The 19,488-nt window shown below is 60.2% G+C and carries 18 protein-coding genes; 7 read left to right on the top strand and 11 right to left on the bottom strand.

Annotated elements, in window-relative coordinates:
• Positions 1 to 55 precede the first annotated feature (55 nt).
• The 5 genes from ACK3EW_RS17925 to ACK3EW_RS17905 form a co-directional block, all read right to left on the bottom strand.
• Positions 56 to 619 (bottom strand): sarcosine oxidase subunit gamma, encoded by a 564-nt coding sequence (locus tag ACK3EW_RS17925; RefSeq protein ID WP_493807244.1) that lies wholly within the window; start codon positions 617 to 619, stop codon positions 56 to 58.
• The gene (locus tag ACK3EW_RS17920) at positions 612 to 3,566 is read right to left on the bottom strand and encodes a sarcosine oxidase subunit alpha family protein (RefSeq protein ID WP_493807243.1); all 2,955 of its coding nucleotides are present in this window, start codon (positions 3,564 to 3,566) and stop codon (positions 612 to 614) included. The genes ACK3EW_RS17925 and ACK3EW_RS17920 overlap by 8 nt, the downstream gene beginning before the upstream one ends.
• A complete protein-coding gene (locus ACK3EW_RS17915) occupies positions 3,563 to 3,850 on the bottom strand; it encodes a sarcosine oxidase subunit delta (RefSeq protein WP_493807242.1) in 288 nt (95 codons plus the stop codon). The genes ACK3EW_RS17920 and ACK3EW_RS17915 overlap by 4 nt, the downstream gene beginning before the upstream one ends.
• The gene (locus ACK3EW_RS17910) at positions 3,850 to 5,100 is read right to left on the bottom strand and encodes a sarcosine oxidase subunit beta family protein (protein ID WP_493807241.1); all 1,251 of its coding nucleotides are present in this window, start codon (positions 5,098 to 5,100) and stop codon (positions 3,850 to 3,852) included. The genes ACK3EW_RS17915 and ACK3EW_RS17910 overlap by 1 nt, the downstream gene beginning before the upstream one ends.
• Before the next feature lie 124 nt (positions 5,101 to 5,224).
• On the bottom strand, positions 5,225 to 6,022 hold the full coding sequence (locus ACK3EW_RS17905) for a hormone-sensitive lipase (RefSeq protein ID WP_493807240.1): 798 nt from the start codon (positions 6,020 to 6,022) through the stop codon (positions 5,225 to 5,227).
• An 82-nt stretch (positions 6,023 to 6,104) separates the two neighbouring features.
• Here ACK3EW_RS17905 and ACK3EW_RS17900 point away from each other — a divergent pair, with 82 nt between their 5' ends.
• Positions 6,105 to 7,580, top strand: coding sequence for an NAD-dependent succinate-semialdehyde dehydrogenase (locus tag ACK3EW_RS17900; RefSeq protein WP_493807239.1), 1,476 nt, complete (start codon positions 6,105 to 6,107; stop codon positions 7,578 to 7,580).
• A 176-nt stretch (positions 7,581 to 7,756) separates the two neighbouring features.
• A complete protein-coding gene (locus ACK3EW_RS17895; protein WP_493807238.1) occupies positions 7,757 to 9,925 on the top strand; it encodes an esterase-like activity of phytase family protein in 2,169 nt (722 codons plus the stop codon).
• 67 nt (positions 9,926 to 9,992) lie between these two features.
• On the opposite strand, the gene ACK3EW_RS17890 is transcribed toward ACK3EW_RS17895, so the two are convergent.
• The 5 genes from ACK3EW_RS17890 to ACK3EW_RS17870 all read right to left on the bottom strand — a co-directional run bounded on the left by ACK3EW_RS17890 (position 9,993) and on the right by ACK3EW_RS17870 (position 15,398).
• The gene (locus ACK3EW_RS17890) at positions 9,993 to 10,460 is read right to left on the bottom strand and encodes an Hsp20 family protein (RefSeq protein WP_439120436.1); all 468 of its coding nucleotides are present in this window, start codon (positions 10,458 to 10,460) and stop codon (positions 9,993 to 9,995) included.
• 144 nt (positions 10,461 to 10,604) lie between these two features.
• A complete protein-coding gene (locus tag ACK3EW_RS17885; RefSeq protein ID WP_493809757.1) occupies positions 10,605 to 11,402 on the bottom strand; it encodes a trypsin-like serine peptidase in 798 nt (265 codons plus the stop codon).
• Positions 11,403 to 11,472: 70 nt separating this feature from the next.
• The gene (glcF, locus tag ACK3EW_RS17880) at positions 11,473 to 12,786 is read right to left on the bottom strand and encodes a glycolate oxidase subunit GlcF (protein ID WP_493807237.1); all 1,314 of its coding nucleotides are present in this window, start codon (positions 12,784 to 12,786) and stop codon (positions 11,473 to 11,475) included.
• Positions 12,787 to 12,789: 3 nt separating this feature from the next.
• The gene (locus tag ACK3EW_RS17875) at positions 12,790 to 13,893 is read right to left on the bottom strand and encodes an FAD-binding protein (RefSeq protein ID WP_493807236.1); all 1,104 of its coding nucleotides are present in this window, start codon (positions 13,891 to 13,893) and stop codon (positions 12,790 to 12,792) included.
• Positions 13,894 to 13,949: 56 nt separating this feature from the next.
• Complete coding sequence (locus ACK3EW_RS17870) at positions 13,950 to 15,398, bottom strand: FAD-linked oxidase C-terminal domain-containing protein (protein WP_493807235.1); 1,449 nt, start codon at positions 15,396 to 15,398, stop codon at positions 13,950 to 13,952.
• Between the two features lie 122 nt (positions 15,399 to 15,520).
• Here ACK3EW_RS17870 and ACK3EW_RS17865 point away from each other — a divergent pair, with 122 nt between their 5' ends.
• The 3 genes from ACK3EW_RS17865 to ACK3EW_RS17855 all read left to right on the top strand — a co-directional run bounded on the left by ACK3EW_RS17865 (position 15,521) and on the right by ACK3EW_RS17855 (position 17,013).
• Positions 15,521 to 15,931: a CopD family protein gene (locus ACK3EW_RS17865; protein WP_493807234.1), complete on the top strand. Its 411-nt coding sequence runs from the start codon at positions 15,521 to 15,523 to the stop codon at positions 15,929 to 15,931.
• 3 nt (positions 15,932 to 15,934) lie between these two features.
• On the top strand, positions 15,935 to 16,645 hold the full coding sequence (locus ACK3EW_RS17860) for a DUF599 domain-containing protein (RefSeq protein WP_493807233.1): 711 nt from the start codon (positions 15,935 to 15,937) through the stop codon (positions 16,643 to 16,645).
• Between the two features lie 116 nt (positions 16,646 to 16,761).
• Positions 16,762 to 17,013: a hypothetical protein gene (locus tag ACK3EW_RS17855; RefSeq protein WP_493807232.1), complete on the top strand. Its 252-nt coding sequence runs from the start codon at positions 16,762 to 16,764 to the stop codon at positions 17,011 to 17,013.
• A gap of 112 nt (positions 17,014 to 17,125) precedes the next feature.
• On the opposite strand, the gene trhO is transcribed toward ACK3EW_RS17855, so the two are convergent.
• Positions 17,126 to 18,046, bottom strand: coding sequence for an oxygen-dependent tRNA uridine(34) hydroxylase TrhO (gene trhO / locus ACK3EW_RS17850; protein ID WP_493807231.1), 921 nt, complete (start codon positions 18,044 to 18,046; stop codon positions 17,126 to 17,128).
• Between the two features lie 113 nt (positions 18,047 to 18,159).
• Between trhO and pncA the strand changes: the two genes are divergently transcribed.
• The gene (pncA, locus tag ACK3EW_RS17845) at positions 18,160 to 18,753 is read left to right on the top strand and encodes a bifunctional nicotinamidase/pyrazinamidase (RefSeq protein ID WP_493807230.1); all 594 of its coding nucleotides are present in this window, start codon (positions 18,160 to 18,162) and stop codon (positions 18,751 to 18,753) included.
• A complete protein-coding gene (locus ACK3EW_RS17840; RefSeq protein WP_493807229.1) occupies positions 18,750 to 19,451 on the top strand; it encodes a YkgJ family cysteine cluster protein in 702 nt (233 codons plus the stop codon). The genes pncA and ACK3EW_RS17840 overlap by 4 nt, the downstream gene beginning before the upstream one ends.
• Positions 19,452 to 19,488: the final 37 nt, after the last annotated feature.

Below are 19,488 nucleotides of genomic sequence, written 5' to 3'. Positions count from 1 at the left end.
GCACCGTTATTTCTGAACGACCAGATAACGTTGCGCGCGAGCAAAGGTTCCCGTGCTAAAGCGCGGATTTCATCGCAGTCAGCAGCGCATGGTGCAATGACCCAGCCGAGGACCGGCCACCGAGGACCGTCAAAGCATCTGGTGCGCTTTGCAGTACATAGACCCCCATGTAATGGATCACGCTGCGCGTGGCGGAACCGACAGGCATCGTTTCGATGTCGAAATTGGCACACAGCTGCATCACCCGTTCGACGCCGTCACCCTGCATGTCGAAACAAACCCATGCATCGGTCTGTTCGGTGATCGACGCGGTTGTGCCGAAATGGTCGGTCAGGTGCGTGGCAAGGTCTTCATGTGTGCTGAACGGAGCGCTGACCATCCATTGATCCGGTGCCATCCAAAAGGCTGACATCGGGTCTGACCGTACCCAGGCGCTAACGCCCGGCGCATTTGCGCCCAGCAGAGTGCCAAGACGGTCGGCACAGGCGCTTTCCTGTCCGAGCCGAGCGGCGACAGAGGCAAAAGCGTGACCGGGGTTTTCGGTCAGTGTGACACCCGCCACAGTGTTGGTGCGCGGTTCTGCGCTGCTGAGGGCGCACAGTGGGGCCATATCATGCACGGAGACGGTCTCCTTCCGGATCGACGAAATGCGGGCTGACGACTTCGACATCGTGATCCACGCCGGTCAACGGGCTGACGAGGCGGATGATTTCCCCGATGCGGGTGTCGCCGGATTTCAGGAAGCCAAGCGCGATATGGGAGCCAAGGTTTGGTGAATAGCAGGCCGAGGTGACGTATCCCTGATCGTTCTTTGCCTGCACCTTGTCGCCTTTGGTCATCAGATGCGCGCCAGCGGGCACCTTGTGGTCAGGATTCACGGGCTTCAGCCCCACCAGTTTCAGCGCGTCGGGTTCATTCAGACCGGGGCGTTCTGACAGTTTCGACCCGATGGAATCCTTCGCCTTGGACACCATCTTGCCCATCCCAAGGTTCAACGCGGTGGTTGTCCCGTTCAACTCGTTCGCTGTCGCGTGGCCCTTTTCGATGCGCATCACGTTCAGTGCCTCAAGCCCGTAAGGCACCACATCGAATTCCTCACCCGCCTGCATCAAGCGTCGGATTAACGCGTCGCCATAGCGTGTAGGTACGGCAATCTCGTAGGCCAGTTCGCCCGAGAACGAGATACGGAAGAGCCGCGCGCGCAGCCCACCGCAGATGGTAATCTCGCCGCAGGCCATGAAGGGGAACGCGTCGTTCGACAGGTCCACACCGTCGTCGACGATCTTTTGCAGCAGCTTGCGGGAATTCGGACCGGCCACGGCAAACTGCGCCCAGGCGTCGGTGGTGGAAATCATCTGCACGTCCATGTCCGGGTAAAGACACTGACGCACAAATTCGAGGTGGCGATAGACCGGAACCGCCTTGGCCGTGGTGGTCGTGACAACAAAATGATCCTCGGCCAGTCGCGCGGCGGTCCCGTCATCCATGACGATCCCGTCCTCGCGCAGCATCAGGCCATAGCGCACCTTGCCGACCGGCAACTTGGCAAAGCCGTTGCAGTAAACTTTGTTCAGGAACGCCGCCGCATCCGCGCCCTGCACGTCGATTTTACCCAGCGAGGTCACATCGCAGATGCCTACCGATTTGCGGGTCTGGATCACCTCGCGGTCGCAGCTTTGCCGCCAATGGGTTTCGCCGGGTTGCGGGAACCATTGTGCGCGCAGCCAAAGGCCCGCTTCGGTGAAGACCGCGCCTTGTTCCTCGGCCCATTTGTGGCTGGGGGTGAGGCGTGTTGGTTTGGTGTCCATGCCCCACGCGCGGCCTGCGAAGACGCCCATTGCTGTGGGCGTATAGGGTGGGCGGAACATGGTGGTCCCCACCTCGGGGATCGCCTTGCCCGCCACCTCGGCCATGATAGCCAGACCCGCGATGTTCGAGGTCTTGCCCTGATCGGTCGCCATGCCCAGCGTCGTGTAGCGCTTGAGGTGTTCGACCGAGACATAGTTTTCCTGATGCGCCAGCTTGATGTCCTTGGCGGTTACATCGTTCTGCTGGTCCACCCATGCGCGCTTGGCAGTATTGACGTGCCAGAACGGGGTGATTTTCACCGGAGTGTCTTCGGCCTCTGGGAGGGCAGGGGAACTGGCGTTGATGCCGAGATCCGCAAGGATCGCCTTGGCTCCGTCCGCGCCGGACTGAAGTGCGCCGTGGGTCGAGAAGATGCCATTCGCAGCACCCGCAACCGACATGCCCGGTGGCAGTTTTCCACTGGGGACAAAGGCCGCAAGTGCCTCATTCCAGACGGGCCGTCCGCCCTGATGGCAGGTCAGATGCACGTTCGGGTTCCAGCCGCCCGACACACCCAGCGCCCCGCACTTGATCCGGCGGATGCCGCCCTTGGGCATCTTCACCTCGATCTGGGACAGGCCTAGTCGGCCCCACGTTTGGTCGATCACGCCACCTGCAATCACGTCATAGCCTGACGAGGTCGGCGCATCGGCGCGGGTGTCGATCACTGAAACGACCTCAACACCTTTCGCCACCAGATCGGATGCGGTGCGATGCCCGTCGTCGTTGTTGGTGAAGATCGCCACCTGCTGTGCAGGCGTCGTCGCCCAGCGGTTCGCATAAGCGCGGACAGCACTGGCCTGCATGATGCCGGGGCGGTCGTTGTTCTCGAACACGATGGGGCGTTCCGTTGCCCCGGCGCAAAGCAGCGCGCGCTTGGAGGTGATGCGCCAGAGGATTTGCCTCGGCTTGCCATCTTCGGGCACCGCAAGGTGATCGCTTACCCGCTCTACCGCACCATAAATGCCGTGGTCGAATGCGCCGATCACCGTGGTGCGGGGCATGACACGCACATTCGGCATCGCCTGCAAGCGCGCGACGGTGTCCGCCGCCCAAGCCGCGCCCGACATGCCTCCAACGGCGTAGGTCTCAAGGTTCAGGCGACCGCCGATCAGGAAATCCTCGTCACACAGGATCACCCGTGCTCCGCTTGCCCCTGCGGTCAGTGCAGCAGCCAGACCGGCAGGGCCACCGCCGATGATCAGCAGATCGCAATGAAGAAAGCCTTTGTCGTACCCGTCCGGATCGTCCTGAAGGCTCAGCGACCCCAGACCAGCAGCGTGGCGGATGATCGGCTCATAGACCTTTTCCCAGAACGCGGCGGGCCACATAAAGGTTTTGTAGTAGAACCCAGCGGCAAAGAAGTTCGACAGAAGGTCGTTCACTTGCATTGCGTCGAATTTCAACGACGGCCAGCGGTTCTGCGAATTGGCCCGCAGCCCGTCGTAAAGCTCTGCAGTCGTCGCCCGCGTGTTGGGTTCGCGGCGCGCACCTTCGCGCAGTTCGACAATCGCGTTCGGCTCCTCTGAGCCGGCGGTCATTGGCCCACGCGGGCGGTGGTATTTGAACGACCGCCCCATCAACCGCACGCCATTGGCCAGCAGCGCGGAGGCGAGCGTGTCGCCTTTGTGGCCTTTGTAGTACTGGCTGTCGAAACGGAAGGACCAGGTCTCGGACCGGTCGATCAGCCCGCCGTCCAAACGGTTCTTCTGGGTCATTTGGACCGCCCCTCTGCCCGGGCCGCATCGCGGGCCAGTTCCACCTGTGTGATCTCGTGCGTGACCGTGTTGCGGGTCACCACCAGCCATGACCGGTCGCCTTGTTCGTGATACCAAAGCTCTCGGTGCAGTCCTGCCGGGTTGTCACGGGTGTGACCGTAGTCGATGAACTGGTTCAGCGCATCGTCCGCTTGCCAGTCAGGGCGGTTGATGAGGCAGGCATCACCCAGATAAACGAATTCGCTCAGGTCGCGCGGCCCAAGAATGGGGTGGTTGATGATCATCAGTGCAGATTGGGCTGATTGCCCATCCCTTTTTCGTCGACCATGTGCCCGGTGTGGAACCGGTCCAGTCGGAATGCGGTGGCAGTGTCGTGTGGTGTGTCGGTGGCAAGCAGATGGGCATAGACCAAGCCCGACGCAGGCGTTGCCTTGAACCCGCCATAGCACCAGCCGCCGTTGAAATAGAGCCCGTCGATATGGGTCTTGTCGATGATCGGTGTGCCGTCCATCGACATGTCCGTAATCCCGCCCCAAGAGCGCAGCAAACGCGCGCGGCCCATCATCGGGAACATTGCGATGGCCTCTTCCATCACGTCCTCGACCATCGGAAGATTGCCGCGGGAAGCGTAGGAATTGTAGCCGTCGATATTGCCACCGAAAACCAAACCACCCTTGTCGGATTGGCTGACATAGAAATGCCCAGCGCCGAATGTGATGACACCGGGCAGAACGGGTTTAAGGCCTTCGGATACAAACGCCTGAAGCACATGGCTTTCGATCGGCAGGCGCATTCCGGCATACGCCATCACCTTGGAGGACGACCCGGCCACGCAAGACCCGACCTTCTTTGCGCCGATATACCCGCGCGAGGTTTCAACGCCACGGATCTTGCCGCCCTCAATCCGGAAGCCGGTCACTTCGCAGTTCTGGATGATGTCCACGCCGCGCTGATCCGCAGCACGGGCATAGCCCCACGCCACCGCATCATGCCGTGCGGTCCCGGCACGCGCTTGCAGCAGGCCGCCCATGACCGGGAAGCGGGCGTTCTTCACATTCAGGAACGGGTACTTCTCCAGCACCTGCTTCTGGTCCAGAAGCTGCGCATCCGCACCATTGAGGATCATCGCGTTGCCGCGCCGGATATAGGCGTCGCGCTGGGCGTCGGAGTGCATCAGGTTGATGATCCCGCGCTGGCTCATCATCGCGTTGTAGTTCAGGTCCTGCTCCAGCCCTTCCCAAAGCTTGAGCGAGAATTCGTAGAATGGCTCGTTTCCGTCGAGCATGTAATTAGACCGCACGATGGTTGTGTTGCGCCCCACATTCCCGCCGCCGATCCAGCCCTTTTCCAGCACTGCGATGCGCGACTGCTTGTATTCCTTGGCAAGGTAATAGGCGGTCGCCAGACCATGTCCGCCGCCACCTATGATGACATAGTCGTACTCTGGCTGCGGATCAGGATCACGCCACGCCGGCCCCCAGCCGCGATGGCCGGTGAGCGCTTCCTTGATCACGCGGAAACCTGAATATCGCATATCAGTCGACTCCTTCCCGACGACCCTCGCACGGGGTTGAACGATGCGGCCTGTCCTTTTCAGTCAATTCTCGGTCAGAAAAAGACATTACGCGTCGGAAGCTCTTTCTGAATTTTGTTAAGTGTCAAGACGGGCTGTCGAGAATTGCTCGCATCAGGGGGCTGTCCGCCCGGGTCATGCCGTTTATGACATCAAAATGATGCGTGCCCGCGTCGATCACATGTCCGCAGCCCCACGCATCGGCCAACCATTGCGCCTGATCCAGAAAGGCGGGGCGTTCATCGCTGCCGACCCAGACGGTCACCGGTAAGTCGGGTGGGCTCATGGCAATCGGGCTTTCGGCAAGAGCCTGCGCCTCGTCCAGCTTGAAGTCGGTGTTCATCGAGGTTTGCATCAATGGTCGTAGATCCGAGAGCGGTGAGATCGGCACACAATTGGCGATCCGCGCCCGCACATCATCCGGCAGCACACCGGGGTCCAACATCCGCGCCACCAGATGCCCACCGGCGGAATGCCCGGCCAGCCGGATCGGGCCCGACACCTCGTGCGCGATCACGGAAATCGCATTGGCCACTTGACGGGTGATGTCGGCAATCCGGACGCGCGGGCAAAGGTCATAGGTTGGCATCGCCACCGCCCAACCACTGTCAACGGCACCTTGGGCTAAATGTGACCAAAGCGATCCGCCCGTCTGCCGCCAAAACCCGCCATGCACAAAGACCACCAGACCCTTGGGCACACCATCCGGCAGGAACAGATCGACGATCTCGCGCGTTCCGTGCCCGTACATCACCCCCAGCCGCGCACGGCCCAAAACCGACATCCTTTGACGATAGGCATCCGCATCGGCGCGCCAGATGGCTGGGAAACCGTCCCCGTTGGGGATATGTTTGCTGTTGGCGTAGGCGTCGTCCAATTCCACGTCACGGCTCCGAAAGATCAGCACTTGTCATTGCATCTAGCAAGTGTTCCACCTTTGTCAGCACAAAATCCGGAGGGACTCCATGCTCGACCAGACAACAAACCTTGCCAGCCTTCTCAAGGACCCATCGCTGCTGGAAACCCGCGCCTATGTCAACGGCGCTTGGATCGACGGCGATGATGGCACCTTCGCGGTGGACAATCCCGCGCGTGGTGACACGATTGCCGATGTGGCCGATCTCTCGCGCGCCCAAGTGGCCGCCGCGATTGCCGCTGCCGAAAAGGCGCAAAAGGAATGGGCCAAGTGGACCGGCAAGGAACGCGCGGGCGTTCTGCGCAAATGGTTTGATCTGATGATGGAACATCAAGACGACCTTGCGACGATCCTGACCGCCGAACAGGGCAAGCCGCTGGCCGAGGCCAAGGGCGAGATTGCCTATGGCGCATCCTTCATCGAATTCTTCGCTGAAGAGGCCAAGCGCATCTATGGCGAAACCATCCCCGGCCACCAGCGTGACAAGCGCATCATGGTGATGAAACAGCCTATCGGCGTTGTCGGCTCGATCACGCCGTGGAATTTCCCCAACGCGATGATCACCCGCAAGGCCGGCCCGGCATTGGCCGCAGGCTGCAGCTTTGTCGCGCGCCCCGCTGCCGAGACACCGCTGTCCGCCATCGTACTGGGTGTGCTGGCTGAACGCGCCGGGATCCCTGCGGGTGTGCTGAACATCGTCCCGTCGTCCTCCGCCTCCGAGGTCGGCAAGGAGATGTGCGAGAACCCGGCAGTCCGCAAAATCACCTTCACGGGCTCCACCGAAGTGGGCCGCATCCTGCTGCGTCAGGCGGCGGATCAGGTGATGAAATGCTCAATGGAGCTGGGCGGCAACGCGCCCTTCATCGTGTTCGACGATGCCGATCTGGATGCGGCTGTCGAGGGTGCCATCATGTGCAAGTTCCGCAACAACGGCCAGACCTGCGTCTGCGCCAACCGCATCTATGTGCAGGCCGGAGTCTATGACACCTTTGCGCAAAAACTGAAGGATCGCGTGTCCAAGATGAAGGTGGGCGACGGTCTTGAAGCAGGTACTGACCTTGGGCCGCTCATCAATTCCGAGGCAATCGACAAGGTGCGCGAGCATATCGCTGATGCGAAATCCAAAGGGGCCGAGGTTATTCTGGGCGACGAGTCGGGTAGCAACGACGGCAATTTCATCGCACCAACCATCGTCACCGGGGCAACCCGCGAGATGGCGTTCTCGACCGAGGAAACCTTTGGCCCGCTGGCCCCGCTCTTCAAATTCGAGACCGAGGACGACGTGATCGATCTGGCCAATGACACGATCTTTGGTCTGGCCAGCTATTTCTACGCCAAGGATCTCAGCCGCGTCTACAAGGTCGCCGAGGCGCTGGAATACGGCATCGTCGGCGTGAACACCGGCATCATCTCGACCGAGGTCGCACCCTTCGGCGGCGTCAAACAGTCCGGTCTGGGCCGTGAAGGCAGTCACCACGGGATCGAGGAATTCCTCGAGATGAAATACGTCTGCATGAGCATCTGAAACTTTGCTGAAAGCGCAGCATTAGGCCGGGCTTCTGCCCGGCCTTAGTTCTTTGAAAGCCAAGATGCCTCTTTGATGACCCTCCATCACAAGTTCACAAAACTGAATCAAATCTGTCACGCCCGTGTCGCGCAGTCGCGGCACCTCCCTTGGTGTCAATCCAAGGGGTGATTTCCATGACATATCGTGCGCTGTGCCTGACATCGGCCATAGCTCTGACTGCCTCGGCTGCTGCCGCCGAGATGAAATTCAACCGCATCTCATCTTTCCCGGTTGTGGCCAACATGGCCGAGGGCGAAGACACAGCCCGCGAATCCAGCGCCGAGATCATTTCGGCCAGTGCCGATGGCATGACGCTGGTCTATTCCGACAGCCCGCTGGGGGTGATCGGCATGATCGACATCACCGACCCGGCGAACCCGCAGCCCAAGGGCAATGTGGCGCTTGAAGGTGGTGAGCCGACGGCTGTGTCCGCGCTGGGCAACACGGTGTTTGTCGGCGTTAACACGTCGGAAAGCTACACCGCACCGTCCGGTTTCCTCTTGCATCTCGACATGGCGACGGGTGCCGAGGCCGCGCGCTGTGATCTGGGTGGTCAGCCTGACTCGACCGCCGTTGCGCCCGATGGCTCCTTCGTCGTTGTCGCCATCGAGAACGAACGTGACGAGGACGCAGGTGATGGCCGCGTACCCCAGATGCCCGCAGGCCATGTGTCGATCATCCCGCTCAATGCAGATGGCATGATGCAGTGCGACGCCCAGATCCGCGCGAACGTGACCGGCCTTGCCGACATCGCGCCCGAAGATCCCGAACCCGAATTCGTCGATGTGAACGCCAATGGCGAGATCGTCGTGACGCTGCAGGAAAACAACCACATCGTCGTTCTGTCCCCCGCCGGAGAGGTGCTCAGCCACTTCTCTGCCGGGTCTGTGGACCTCGAAAACGTCGATGCCACCGATGAACGCGCAGCACTGCTGTTCACCGAAACCTTGACCAACGTTCCGCGTGAACCCGACGGCATCCAGTGGATCGACACGGACCATTTCGTGACCGCCAACGAAGGCGATATGGATGGCGGATCGCGCGGGTTCACCGTGTTCCACAAGGATGGCACCGTCATTTACGAAAGCGGTTCTTCGTTCGAACATGCCGTGGTCCAGATCGGTCATTATCCTGACCGACGCTCTGACGCCAAAGGTGTTGAACCCGAAGGCATGGAAGCTGCCGTGTTCGGCGACACACCTTACGTGTTTCTGCTGGCCGAACGGGCGTCGGTGATCGGTGTCTACGACATGACCGACCCGGCCAACCCGTTGCTCAAGCAACTGCTGCCCTCGGGCATTTCGCCTGAAGGTGCTGTCGCAATCCCCGGTCGCAACCTGCTTGCCACGGCCAACGAGTTCGACGGTCTGGAAGACGGTGCAGCCCGCGCGCATGTGATGATCTACGAATACCAGGATGCACCTGCCGCCTATCCGCACATCACCTCTGCGGGCATGGACACGCTGACAGGTTGGGGTGCGAATTCCGGCATGGTGGCCGATGCCGATGGCACGATCTGGGCGGTCAATGACAGTTTCTACGGCTTCCAGCCGACGATCTTCCACATCGACCCGAGCCAGACCCCGGCGCAAATCATGCACGCCATTCCCGTCACCCGTGGCGGCCAACCCGCGCAGTTGATGGATATGGAAGGCATCACGCTCGACGGTGAAGGCGGGTTCTGGGTTGCCTCGGAAGGCCGTCTGGATCGCGGTGTCCTGCATGCGCTTTACCATTTGAACGGCGATGGCGAGATCGAAACCACCATTCCGGTTCCGTCCGAACTTCTCGCGGTTGAACGCCGGTTCGGCTTCGAAGGCATCACCAAGGTCGGCAACATGCTCTGGATGGCTGTTCAGCGCGAATGGGCCGATGATCCGGCAAACCATGTGAAACTCGTGGCCTATAACCTCGAGACCGAAGAATGGGGTGCCGTGCGCTACGAGAAAGCCGAACCTGCGGCCGGCTGGGTTGGTCTGTCGGAAATCACCGCGCATGGTGATTACGTGTACATCATCGAACGCGACAATCAGATCGGTGATACGGCCGTGACCAAGAAGGTCTATCGCGTGGCCCTGTCCGAGATGGTACCCGCGCCTCTGGGTGGAGACCTGCCCGTCGTGGCCAAAGAAGAGGTGGTCGACCTGCTGCCTTACCTCACCTCAACTGGCGGCTATGTCCTAGATAAGGTCGAAGGTCTGGCCATCACTGCCGACGGAACGATGTGGGTGTCCACCGACAATGACGGTGTCGATGACCATTCCGGCGAGACCATGTTCTTCGCCGTTGACGGCAAATACTAAATCCCGACCAAAAAAGCGAAAAGGCGCGGGTCCTCCCGCGCCTTCGACGTTTCGGATCAGGGAAAGATCAGTTGACAGCCTTCGCGTCGACGACGTCTTTCTCGACCGCATCGGCCCTGGCAATCGCGATCCGGCGCGGTTTCAGCGCTTCGGGAATCTCGCGTTGCAGATCGATATGCAGCATACCGTTCTCATGGCTCGCGCCAACGACGCGGACATGATCGGCGAGATGGAACCGACGCTGGAACGCGCGGGTCGCAATGCCACGATGCAGATAGGTGCGGCCTTCGTTTTCATCGACCTTGCGCGCGGACACATGTAGCGCGCCATCCTTGACCTCAACGGTCAGGTCGTCATCCGAAAACCCGGCAACGGCGATCGAAATGCGATATGCATCGTCGGCTGTCTTTTCGATATTGTAGGGTGGGTAGGTAGGTTGCGCGACCTCGTTGGTCAGAACCCGATCCATCAGGTCGGCGATTTGGTCAAAGCCGACAGTTGCGCGGTAAAGCGGTGCGAAATCATATCCTCGCATAGGTCATCCTCCATTGAGCGATACCAGATGTTGCAAGCCTTCCGATGTGGACAGGCTCAGTTCGGTGTCAGGCCCCGTCTGGGCATCCCGACGAATGTGATTTGGGAAGGCAAGCTTCGGGTTTCAAGGGTGATGTCACACGGCTCAGGGTCGAATGAATTTCGCGCCTGTATCCTTGCGTTCGCCAGCCTCGGCACGGAGCGGGCGGTGTACCGAACCTTCGGGGAACCCTGCGCCCTGCGCCATCATCCCGAGAATTGCGTTGATCTGCGCCTCGAGAGGGGCACCCAAGGACACTGGCTGCTCCCCGCTCTTGGCCTTGGACGAGACCACCGAGACAATTCGCGTGCCCTGCGCCCCAAACGCGAAAACCGGCGATCCGGAGCTGCCGAAATCTACGGAACAGGACATGATCAAAAGGGTCTTCTGCGCCGACATCACTTCGCAGGTATCCTGCATGGAGGGCGCTTCGGATCGGTTGTGGGCGTACGAAACGACACCGACGCTTTCGCCAACCTTGGGATGTTCCCCGGTTACGAACGGGATGATCGTCGTATTCTGAATCGGGTGTTGCAACTCGATCAAAGCGATATCGAAGTAAACGCGCTCTGGGCTGGGGTCAGCGGTAAAGTCGTACTCTGGATGCGCCACCGCCCGTCGTACGCGCCGATAGGCTGCCGCACGCCCGTTGCGCCACCCGGCAAGGAACTGAATATCCTCGGGGGCAAGCAATTCGCCCGCTTCGTTGTACAGGCAATGGGCCGCCGTCAGAACGAGGTTTGGGGTAATCAGTGACCCAGTGCAAAACGCTGTGCCAGCCAGTTCTAGCCGCCCAACAGCTTCCCATGCGCGACCGTCCTGGCGGCTCTCCATCGAGAACAGCCCGGTGCTTTGAGCTCCAGCAATGGCTGGAAGCAGCGAAAACAATGCCCCCCAGAGCATTTGGCGCACAGGTCACCTCCGTTTGTCTTGTGCAGTTATGCGCCAATTGGGGCGAAACTATGACCCGGGGTCAGCCGTGAGACGCGGCAAGTGCTGTTGGTTTCGGCCCACCCGTCGCCCAATCCAGCAACTCGACGGTATGTACGATCGGTACCGCCGTCCCGGACCCGATCTGCATCATGCACCCGATATTCCCAGCTGCGATGATGTCGGGTTGCTTGGCCTCCAACGTTTTGACCTTGCGCGCCTTCAACTGTTTGGAAATCTCCGGTTGCATCAGGTTGTAGGTGCCTGCTGATCCGCAGCACAGATGGCTGTCCGCCGGTTCCACCACCTCGAACCCTGCCGCCTTGAGCAGCGTCTTGGGATGTGTCTTGATCTGCTGCCCGTGCTGCAAGCTGCACGCGGCGTGATAGGCCACCTTCATCCCACCATGATGCGTCCGCGCCCCAGCCACGCTGGCCTCGTCGATCAGGTCAATCAGCACTTCGCTGACATCCTTGGCGATCGCCGACACCCGCGCCGCATCCGCCGCGAGAGGCTCATTGCGGAACATATGCCCGTAATCCTTGACAGTGGTGCCACAGCCGCTTGTGTTGATGACAATCGCATCAAGGCCTGCACCATCCATCTCGCGCGCCCAGGCCTTGATATTGGCCGCCGCAGAGCCGTGACTTTCATCCACCTTGCCCATGTGATGCGTCAGCGCCCCGCAACAGCCCGCACCTTGTGCCACGACCACCTCACAGCCCAGTCGCGTGAGCAAACGAATGGTGGCATCGTTGATGTCGGTGTTCAGCGCCTTCTGCGCACAGCCGGTCATCAACGCCACCCGCTTCCGGCGTGGCGCAACAGGCGCAAAGCTTTGCGGATCGTCATTGCGGCTCACTGGCGGAATCCGCTTTGGTGCCATCTCCAGCATCGCCTTCACCCGTGCATCCGGAATGAGCGGCGCAAACGGCTTGCCAATCTTCGCCAGCAACAACGCCACTCGGAACCGCGTCGGATAGGGCAGGATATGCGCCAAAGTCCAACGCAGCGCCTTTTCGTGCCACGGGCGGTCATAGTTCTTTTCGATATAGGCCCGCGCATGGTCGACAAGATGCATGTAATGCACCCCAGACGGACAGGTCGTCATGCAGGCCAGACAGGACAGGCAGCGGTCGATATGCTTGACCGTCTTCTCATCCGGCTTGCGCTCATTTTCGAGCATGTCCTTGATTAGGTAAATCCGCCCGCGCGGGCTGTCCAACTCGTCGCCCAGAACCTGATAGGTCGGGCAAGTGGCCGTACAGAACCCGCAATGCACGCAGGTCCGTAACACCTCGTTCGAACGTTTGATATCCGGATCACGGAGCTGGTCTTCTGTGAATGTCGTCTGCATGGCTTACCCCATCAATCCTGTGTTCAGGATGCCCTTCGGATCGAATTTCTGCTGCAGCCCACTTGACAACGCAGCAATAGGCGCCGGGTTGGGTTGAAACTTCGGTTGACCTGTTCCGCGGACCAAGGTCGCATGGCCGTCAAACTCGCCCAGACGCGCCCGCACGTCTTTGCCTTGCGTCACACGCGCCCAGATCAACCCTCCGCCCCAATCGTAGAGCAGCGCATCAGCGCCGATTTTGGCTCCAAGCATTACGGCGTTCGACGGCGTACAGGACACGCGCCATACATCGCCCTCCGCGTCATGAAATGCCGAGACATCGCGCACCCAAGCCCAGCTTTTTGTCACCGCCTCCGGATCGCGGTCAACCCACACAGCCATTTCACCAAACAGCCCTGCGATCTGATCCGCACGATAAGCCACCGACCCGGAGAACCCTTCGATCCGCAGCATGGTCACCGGGTGCCCATCCAATCCGACAGGGATATGTGCCGCACCCGATACCTCGAACGGCGATCCCAGCGCCTTTGCCATCGCCCGCACTGCGTCCGCATCGCTCAATCCGTCGATCATCACGCAAGCGGCCGTTTCCGGCTTCGGCAAAACCTTGAGACTGGCCTCGGTCAAGACACCCAAGGTTCCCCAAGACCCGCTCATCAGCTTGACCAGATCATAGCCGGTGACGTTCTTCATGACCCGCCCGCCATTCTTGACGACCGTTCCGGCGCCATCGACATAACGCACGCCAAGCATGAAATCCCGGCAAGCCCCCACCGACACGCGGCGCGGCCCGCTGACATTTGCCGCGACAACACCGCCAATCGTTGGCTCCCCCGACGTGCCCAACAGGCCGCGATGATCCATCGGCTCGAAGGCAAGCCGCTGCCCTTCGGCATCGAGCGCCGCTTCGATCTCGGCCAAAGGCGTACCCGCCTGCGCAACAAGGGTCAGCGAGCCGGGTTCATACAGTGTGATCCCAGACAGCCCGCCGGTCTCCAGCACATCCCCATCAAGGTTAACGCCCCGCGTTCCCCCGCCTTTGACGCAAATCGGCGCGCTGGCCGATGCGATCATGTCGGCCAGCTCGGCCTCTGTCTCAGGTCTCATGATCTTCTTCTTTTTCTAAATATGCCGGGGGGTTTGGGGGGCTGGCCCCCCAAGTCTCACTCTGCCGCGAGCGCAACGCTGCGGCGGCTTTCCGATGCCGCCAGCGGAAACACCTTAGCCGGGTTCAAAAGCCACGCCGGATCGAACACGTCCTTCACCGCCATCTGCGCTTCAAGGTCTGCCGGTGCAAACTGATCCACCATCAGATCGCGCTTTTCGATCCCCACACCGTGCTCCCCAGTCAGGCATCCGCCTACCTCGACACAGAGCCGCAGGATGTCTGCACCAAACGCCTCGCACAGCTCCAGATCGCCTTCTTTGTTCGCATCGAACAGGATCAGCGGGTGCATATTGCCGTCACCTGCGTGGAACACATTGGCCACGTCCAAACCGTACTCCTTGGACATCTCACCAATGCGGCGCAGCACGTAAGGAAGCTCTGACACCGGGATCGTGCCATCCAGACACATGTAATCGTTGATCTGGCCCATTGCGCCGAAGGCCGATTTACGCCCCAGCCAGATGCGTCCAGCCTCGTCGGCATCCTTGGCTTCGCGCAGCTCCACCGGATTGTGCTGCCGTGCAATCTCAAGGATCAGGGCAAGCTGCTCGTCGATCTCGGCCGGGCTGCCCTCGACCTCAACGATCAACAGTGCTTCACACATCGGATAGCCTGCCTTGGCAAAGGCTTCGGTCGCCTCGATGCAGGGACGGTCCATGAATTCGATGGCCACGGGAAGAACGCCAGCCTTGATGATGTCGGCCACGCAGGCGCCCGCGACTTCGTTTGCATCGAATCCCATCAGCACAGGCCGCGCGCCTTCGGGTTTGGGCAGAATGCGCAGCGTGGCTTCGGTGACGACGCCCAACTGACCTTCTGAACCACAGATCAGACCAAGCAGGTCATATCCTCCTGCATCCAGATGTTTGCCGCCGATCTCCATCACGGTGCCATCCATCTGCACCATGGTGACACCCATCAGATTGTTGGTCGTCACGCCGTATTTCAGGCAATGCGCGCCTCCCGAGTTCATCGCGATATTGCCCGCGATGGCGCAAGCCAATTGGCTGGACGGATCAGGCGCGTAAAAGAACCCATCCGCCTCAACTGCGCCGGTGACACTCAGATTGGTGCGCCCGGTCTGCACACGGATGAAGCGGTTATCGAAATCTGTCTCCAGCACGTCATTCATGCGTGCGACGCCCAGCAACACGCAATCCGCCGTTGGCAATGCGCCCCCGGCCAGTGATGTGCCTGATCCGCGCGGAACAACGGGAACACCCATCTCGTGGCAGACCTTGAGAACCGCCGCGACCTCTTCGGTTGTCGACGGCAGAACGACCGCAAGAGGCGGACACTTATAGGCCGTCAGCGCATCGCACTCATAGGCACGGGTTTCCATCTCGTCCGAGATCACCGCATCCGCCGGGATTGCATCGCGTAGGCGTGCCACGATCTGTGCTTTGCGCGACAGAACACGTGCATCGGGTTTTGGCATTTGCATGGCGTTTCCTCCAAATTGGTAAAAAGATATAACCAATATGTCAAATAACACCAGCGAAAATTTCGCAACGCGCGGCATCTGTTCCTCTTGCCTTTGCGGCAAAGCCCGGTCACCAAGCGGATATGGACTGGATCAAGATTATTCACATTCTCTGCGTCATGGGTTGGATGACCTCGATCTTTGCCGTGCCGCGCGCCCTGATCTATTGGAAACGCGAATATGACCGGATCGGGGAATTCGGTCCCTTGGGGGACCTCACGATCCGCCTCTATCGCTTTTCCGCAGGGTTGGGTGTGATCGCCCTGATCACCGGTATCTGGCTTGGGTCGCTGTGGCAGTTTCCAACATGGGTATGGGTCAAGCTGGCGCTCGTACTGTTGCTGGCACTTCACTACACATGGACAGGTCGGCTGGTGTTGCGTGCGAAACGCGGGGTGTTCACTGAATCCGACCGCTACCTGCGCATCTTCAACGAAGTCAGCGTATTCGGCGCCATTGCGATCCTGTGGGTTGTCGTCGTCAAACCGTTCTGACCAATGGACTGGTTTGATCGCCTTTACCTGTTCACTGTTTTGGATGCGGTTGGTCTTGGCATGCTTATCGGCAGTTGGGTTCTGTGCAGTCTGGTGGTCGAGAACGCACCAAAGTCACATCCGTCTACATCGCAGATCATGGCAGAGTTTCGCCGCGAATGGATGCGCACCTTCGTGCAGCGCGATCCGCGAATCTTCGACAGTCAGATCATTGCAAGTCTCCGGCAGGGTACTGCGTTTTTCGCGTCGGCCAGCATGATCGCCATCGGTGGTGGGTTCGCGCTGTTGGGTAATGCGGAGCGGTTACGAGGGGTGGCGCAGGATTTGACGCTGGAAAGCGATCCGATTTTTCTACTCGAGGTCAAACTGTTGGTTCTGCTGTTGTTCGCAGCAAACGCATTTCTGAAATTTGTCTGGTCGCATCGGCTGTTCGGTTACTGCTCGGTCATCATGGCGGCAGTGCCGAACGACCCGAAAGACCCAAAGGCATTGCCGATGGCGTTACAAGCAGGTGAATTGAATATCACGGCAGCGCGGGGATACAATCGCGGGCTGCGGTCGGTCTATTTCGGCATCGCGTCCTCGGCATGGTTGCTGGGGGCGGGGCCGTTGATCCTTGCCACGCTGGTGACCCTTCTGGTGATCTTGCGACGGGAATTCGCGTCTCAATCGCGGTATGTCCTCATTCACGGTGCGCCGGACGCGAAATCGTGACCGCTGGGTGAAGATGGGTCTGCTAGTCTCATCCCATGTTGACCCGTGCTCTCTTTTGTCTTTTCTGTTTCGCAGCGCCCGCTTTTGCTGATCCACCTCAGATCGTAGGGGCTGAAGTGAGCGGTGTGCGCGTGTCTGTAACCCTCGCGCATCCGGATACGGGATGGGATTACTATGCTGGTGGCTGGCGGGTCGAGACCGAGGACGGGACGGTGCTTGGCACTCGGGAATTGCTGCATCCGCATGTTGAGGAGCAGCCGTTTACCCGCAGCCTAACGGTCAACGATCTGCCCGATGACCCGTTGTTCATCCGGGCCAAGTGTTCTGTTGATGGCTGGTCCGACACGCGCGTTTCCCTGCTGCGCTGAGACCTTTTGTTCGACCATCCTCAGACCGCACCCCAAAAATGGTGGACAAGAAAGGACACGGAACCTGACCCAATGTTTCGCGTGCGAAACAATAGGGCCGGGGCTGACCTATTTACGTTTCATCAACCACATCCGAATGCAGGTGTCGCTCTCCCCGCGCTTCGGCCAAGCGGATCTGTTTTTGCCGCTCGCGGAATCGGGCTTTGTCGTCGTTCGACGTCTCGTTGATACACAGATGGCAGGACACACCTTGCTCGTATTCGGGGCGGTTTTTATCATCCGGTAAAATTGGGTGACGGCAAGCGTGGCAGAGCAAATGCGGCCCTTCCTTGAGCCCATGCCCGACCGACACACGGGCATCGAATACAAAGCACTCGCCCTGCCAGGTGCTTTGCTCGGCTGGCACCTCTTCGAGGTATTTCAGGATGCCGCCCTTGAGGTGGTATACATCCTCCACCCCCTGACTGATCAGGTAGTTCGTCGACTTTTCGCAGCGAATACCCCCTGTGCAGAACATGGCAATCCGCTTGTTATGAAAGCGGTCCTTGTTCTTTTCCCACCATTCCGGAAATTCGCGAAAGCTTTCGGTCTTGGGGTCGACCGCGCCGTCGAAGGTTCCGATGGCGACCTCGTAATCATTGCGGGTGTCGATCACGGCCACATCGGGGCTTTGGATCAGCTCGTTCCAGTCCGCAGGTTGCACGTAGTGGCCGACCTTGGCGCGCGGATCGACATCGGGCACGCCCATGGTCACGATCTCTTTTTTCAGCCGCACTTTCATCCGGTGGAAAGGGCGTTCTTGCGCGGTCGACAGTTTCCATTCCAGATCGGCGCAGCCGGGCAGAGCGCGCAGATGGGTTAACAAAGCGTTAATGCCAGCCTCGGGCCCGGCGACCGTCCCATTGATGCCTTCGCGCGCCAGCAGCAGCGTGCCGGTGATCGCGTTGTCGCGGCAGACCGTCAGCAATGGCTCCTGCAGGGCAGCGGGGTCGTCAAAGCGGGTGAAGTGGTAGAGTGCGCAAACCGTAAACATGCGCGCGGAATTACGCCTCGATTTCCGGTCGCGCAAGGCCCCGCGATGCCGCAACCCTTGACCCTGTTGGACAGTGTTCTTACCCAAGTCACACCAAAGAGGAGGCTTGCCCCATGTCTGCGCTGATCGTCATCGACGTCCAAAACGATTTCTGCCCCGGCGGCGCATTGGCCGTGCCAGAAGGCGACAAGATCGTTCCGGGCATTAATGCACTGATGGCAGAGGCTGAGGCGGTTGTGCTGACGCAGGATTGGCACCCGGCGGACCATTCGAGTTTCGCCTCGCAACATGACGGGCAGGAGCCGTACGGTTTGATCGAGATGCCGTACGGTCCGCAAGTGCTTTGGCCAGATCATTGTGTGATCGGATCAGCGGGAGCTGCGTTTCACCCTGACCTGACCACCGACCGCGCCGAGATGGTGATCCGCAAAGGGTTCCGCCGCGCGATCGACAGCTATTCGGCGTTTTTTGAGAATGACCACAAAACGCCCACCGGTCTTGAGGGCTATCTGCGCACGCGCGGGATTACGACATTGACACTGGTTGGCCTCGCCACTGATTTTTGCGTCGCCTACTCGGCGATTGATGCGGCCAAGCTGGGGTTCGATGTCACTGTGCGCATGGACCTCTGCCGGGCCATCGACCTGAACGGATCGCTTGAGGCGGCGAAACAGGACATGGCGCAGGCGGGTGTGACGCTGGCATGAGCAAAGCCCCGACGCTGGCGGACCGCCTGAACAAAGCCCGCACAACAAGCACGCCCGAGGTGAGTGACCGCGCCAAGCGTGGCTTGGTCGCTTACATAGGGGCGCAGCCCGACACGGCGCGTGCCACGAAAGACCTTGCTGATGGGACGGCAGCCACAGGGATTGGGCGGGTCGCTTTGTCCGGGCTGTCGCCGCAGGGACTGGCCTGCGCCGATGGCTGCGCGTTCTGTTGCATTCTGTCAGGTGCGGATGGCGGAACGATCACCGAGGCCGAAGCTGTTGCACTGCACAGCGCACTTGCGCCCTTGGCGGGACAACCCGACGGGCGCGCGTGGCATCCCAAAGCGTGTCCATCGCTGGACCCCGAGACCCGCAGTTGCCGCGCGTACGAGGCACGACCGATGATCTGCCGGGCCTATGTGTCGACCGATGTCGAGGCATGTAAATCGTTGTCCGAGGGACAGGCCGTTCCGGGGCCGGGCACATTGGGGCCGTATCACACCTATCTTGCGGCCATCGGTCTGAGCCGCGCGGCCCTCAAGGGGGTGAAGCGGGTGTCGACCTATGCGTTGGCACAGGTTGCAGCGGCAGCTGTCGACGGGGTTTCGCTGGACGAGGCTTTGGTACAAGCACGGCACAAACCGACCGAGTTGGACGCAGAACTCAAGCGCAGCAAGCGGGATATCTCGCGCGTTTGACCAAGGGTGTTCCCGAATGCGCACTGTTGGGAACGGA

Source organism: Marivita sp. NO-S04 (assembly GCF_059070475.1).
This window is presented reverse-complemented; position numbering and strand designations above follow the sequence as displayed.

Coding starts and splice junctions, on each gene's coding strand:
- ACK3EW_RS17920 (WP_493807243.1), bottom strand. CDS start 3,566: ATGACCCAGAAGAACCGTTTGGACGGCGGGCTGATCGACCGGTCCGAG.
- glcF (WP_493807237.1), bottom strand. CDS start 12,786: ATGCAGACGACATTCACAGAAGACCAGCTCCGTGATCCGGATATCAAA.
- ACK3EW_RS17910 (WP_493807241.1), bottom strand. CDS start 5,100: ATGCGATATTCAGGTTTCCGCGTGATCAAGGAAGCGCTCACCGGCCAT.
- pncA (WP_493807230.1), top strand. CDS start 18,160: ATGTCTGCGCTGATCGTCATCGACGTCCAAAACGATTTCTGCCCCGGC.
- ACK3EW_RS17875 (WP_493807236.1), bottom strand. CDS start 13,893: ATGAGACCTGAGACAGAGGCCGAGCTGGCCGACATGATCGCATCGGCC.
- ACK3EW_RS17895 (WP_493807238.1), top strand. CDS start 7,757: ATGACATATCGTGCGCTGTGCCTGACATCGGCCATAGCTCTGACTGCC.
- ACK3EW_RS17865 (WP_493807234.1), top strand. CDS start 15,521: ATGGACTGGATCAAGATTATTCACATTCTCTGCGTCATGGGTTGGATG.
- ACK3EW_RS17915 (WP_493807242.1), bottom strand. CDS start 3,850: ATGATCATCAACCACCCCATTCTTGGGCCGCGCGACCTGAGCGAATTC.
- trhO (WP_493807231.1), bottom strand. CDS start 18,046: ATGTTTACGGTTTGCGCACTCTACCACTTCACCCGCTTTGACGACCCC.
- ACK3EW_RS17870 (WP_493807235.1), bottom strand. CDS start 15,398: ATGCAAATGCCAAAACCCGATGCACGTGTTCTGTCGCGCAAAGCACAG.
- ACK3EW_RS17840 (WP_493807229.1), top strand. CDS start 18,750: ATGAGCAAAGCCCCGACGCTGGCGGACCGCCTGAACAAAGCCCGCACA.
- ACK3EW_RS17860 (WP_493807233.1), top strand. CDS start 15,935: ATGGACTGGTTTGATCGCCTTTACCTGTTCACTGTTTTGGATGCGGTT.
- ACK3EW_RS17900 (WP_493807239.1), top strand. CDS start 6,105: ATGCTCGACCAGACAACAAACCTTGCCAGCCTTCTCAAGGACCCATCG.
- ACK3EW_RS17890 (WP_439120436.1), bottom strand. CDS start 10,460: ATGCGAGGATATGATTTCGCACCGCTTTACCGCGCAACTGTCGGCTTT.
- ACK3EW_RS17885 (WP_493809757.1), bottom strand. CDS start 11,402: ATGCTCTGGGGGGCATTGTTTTCGCTGCTTCCAGCCATTGCTGGAGCT.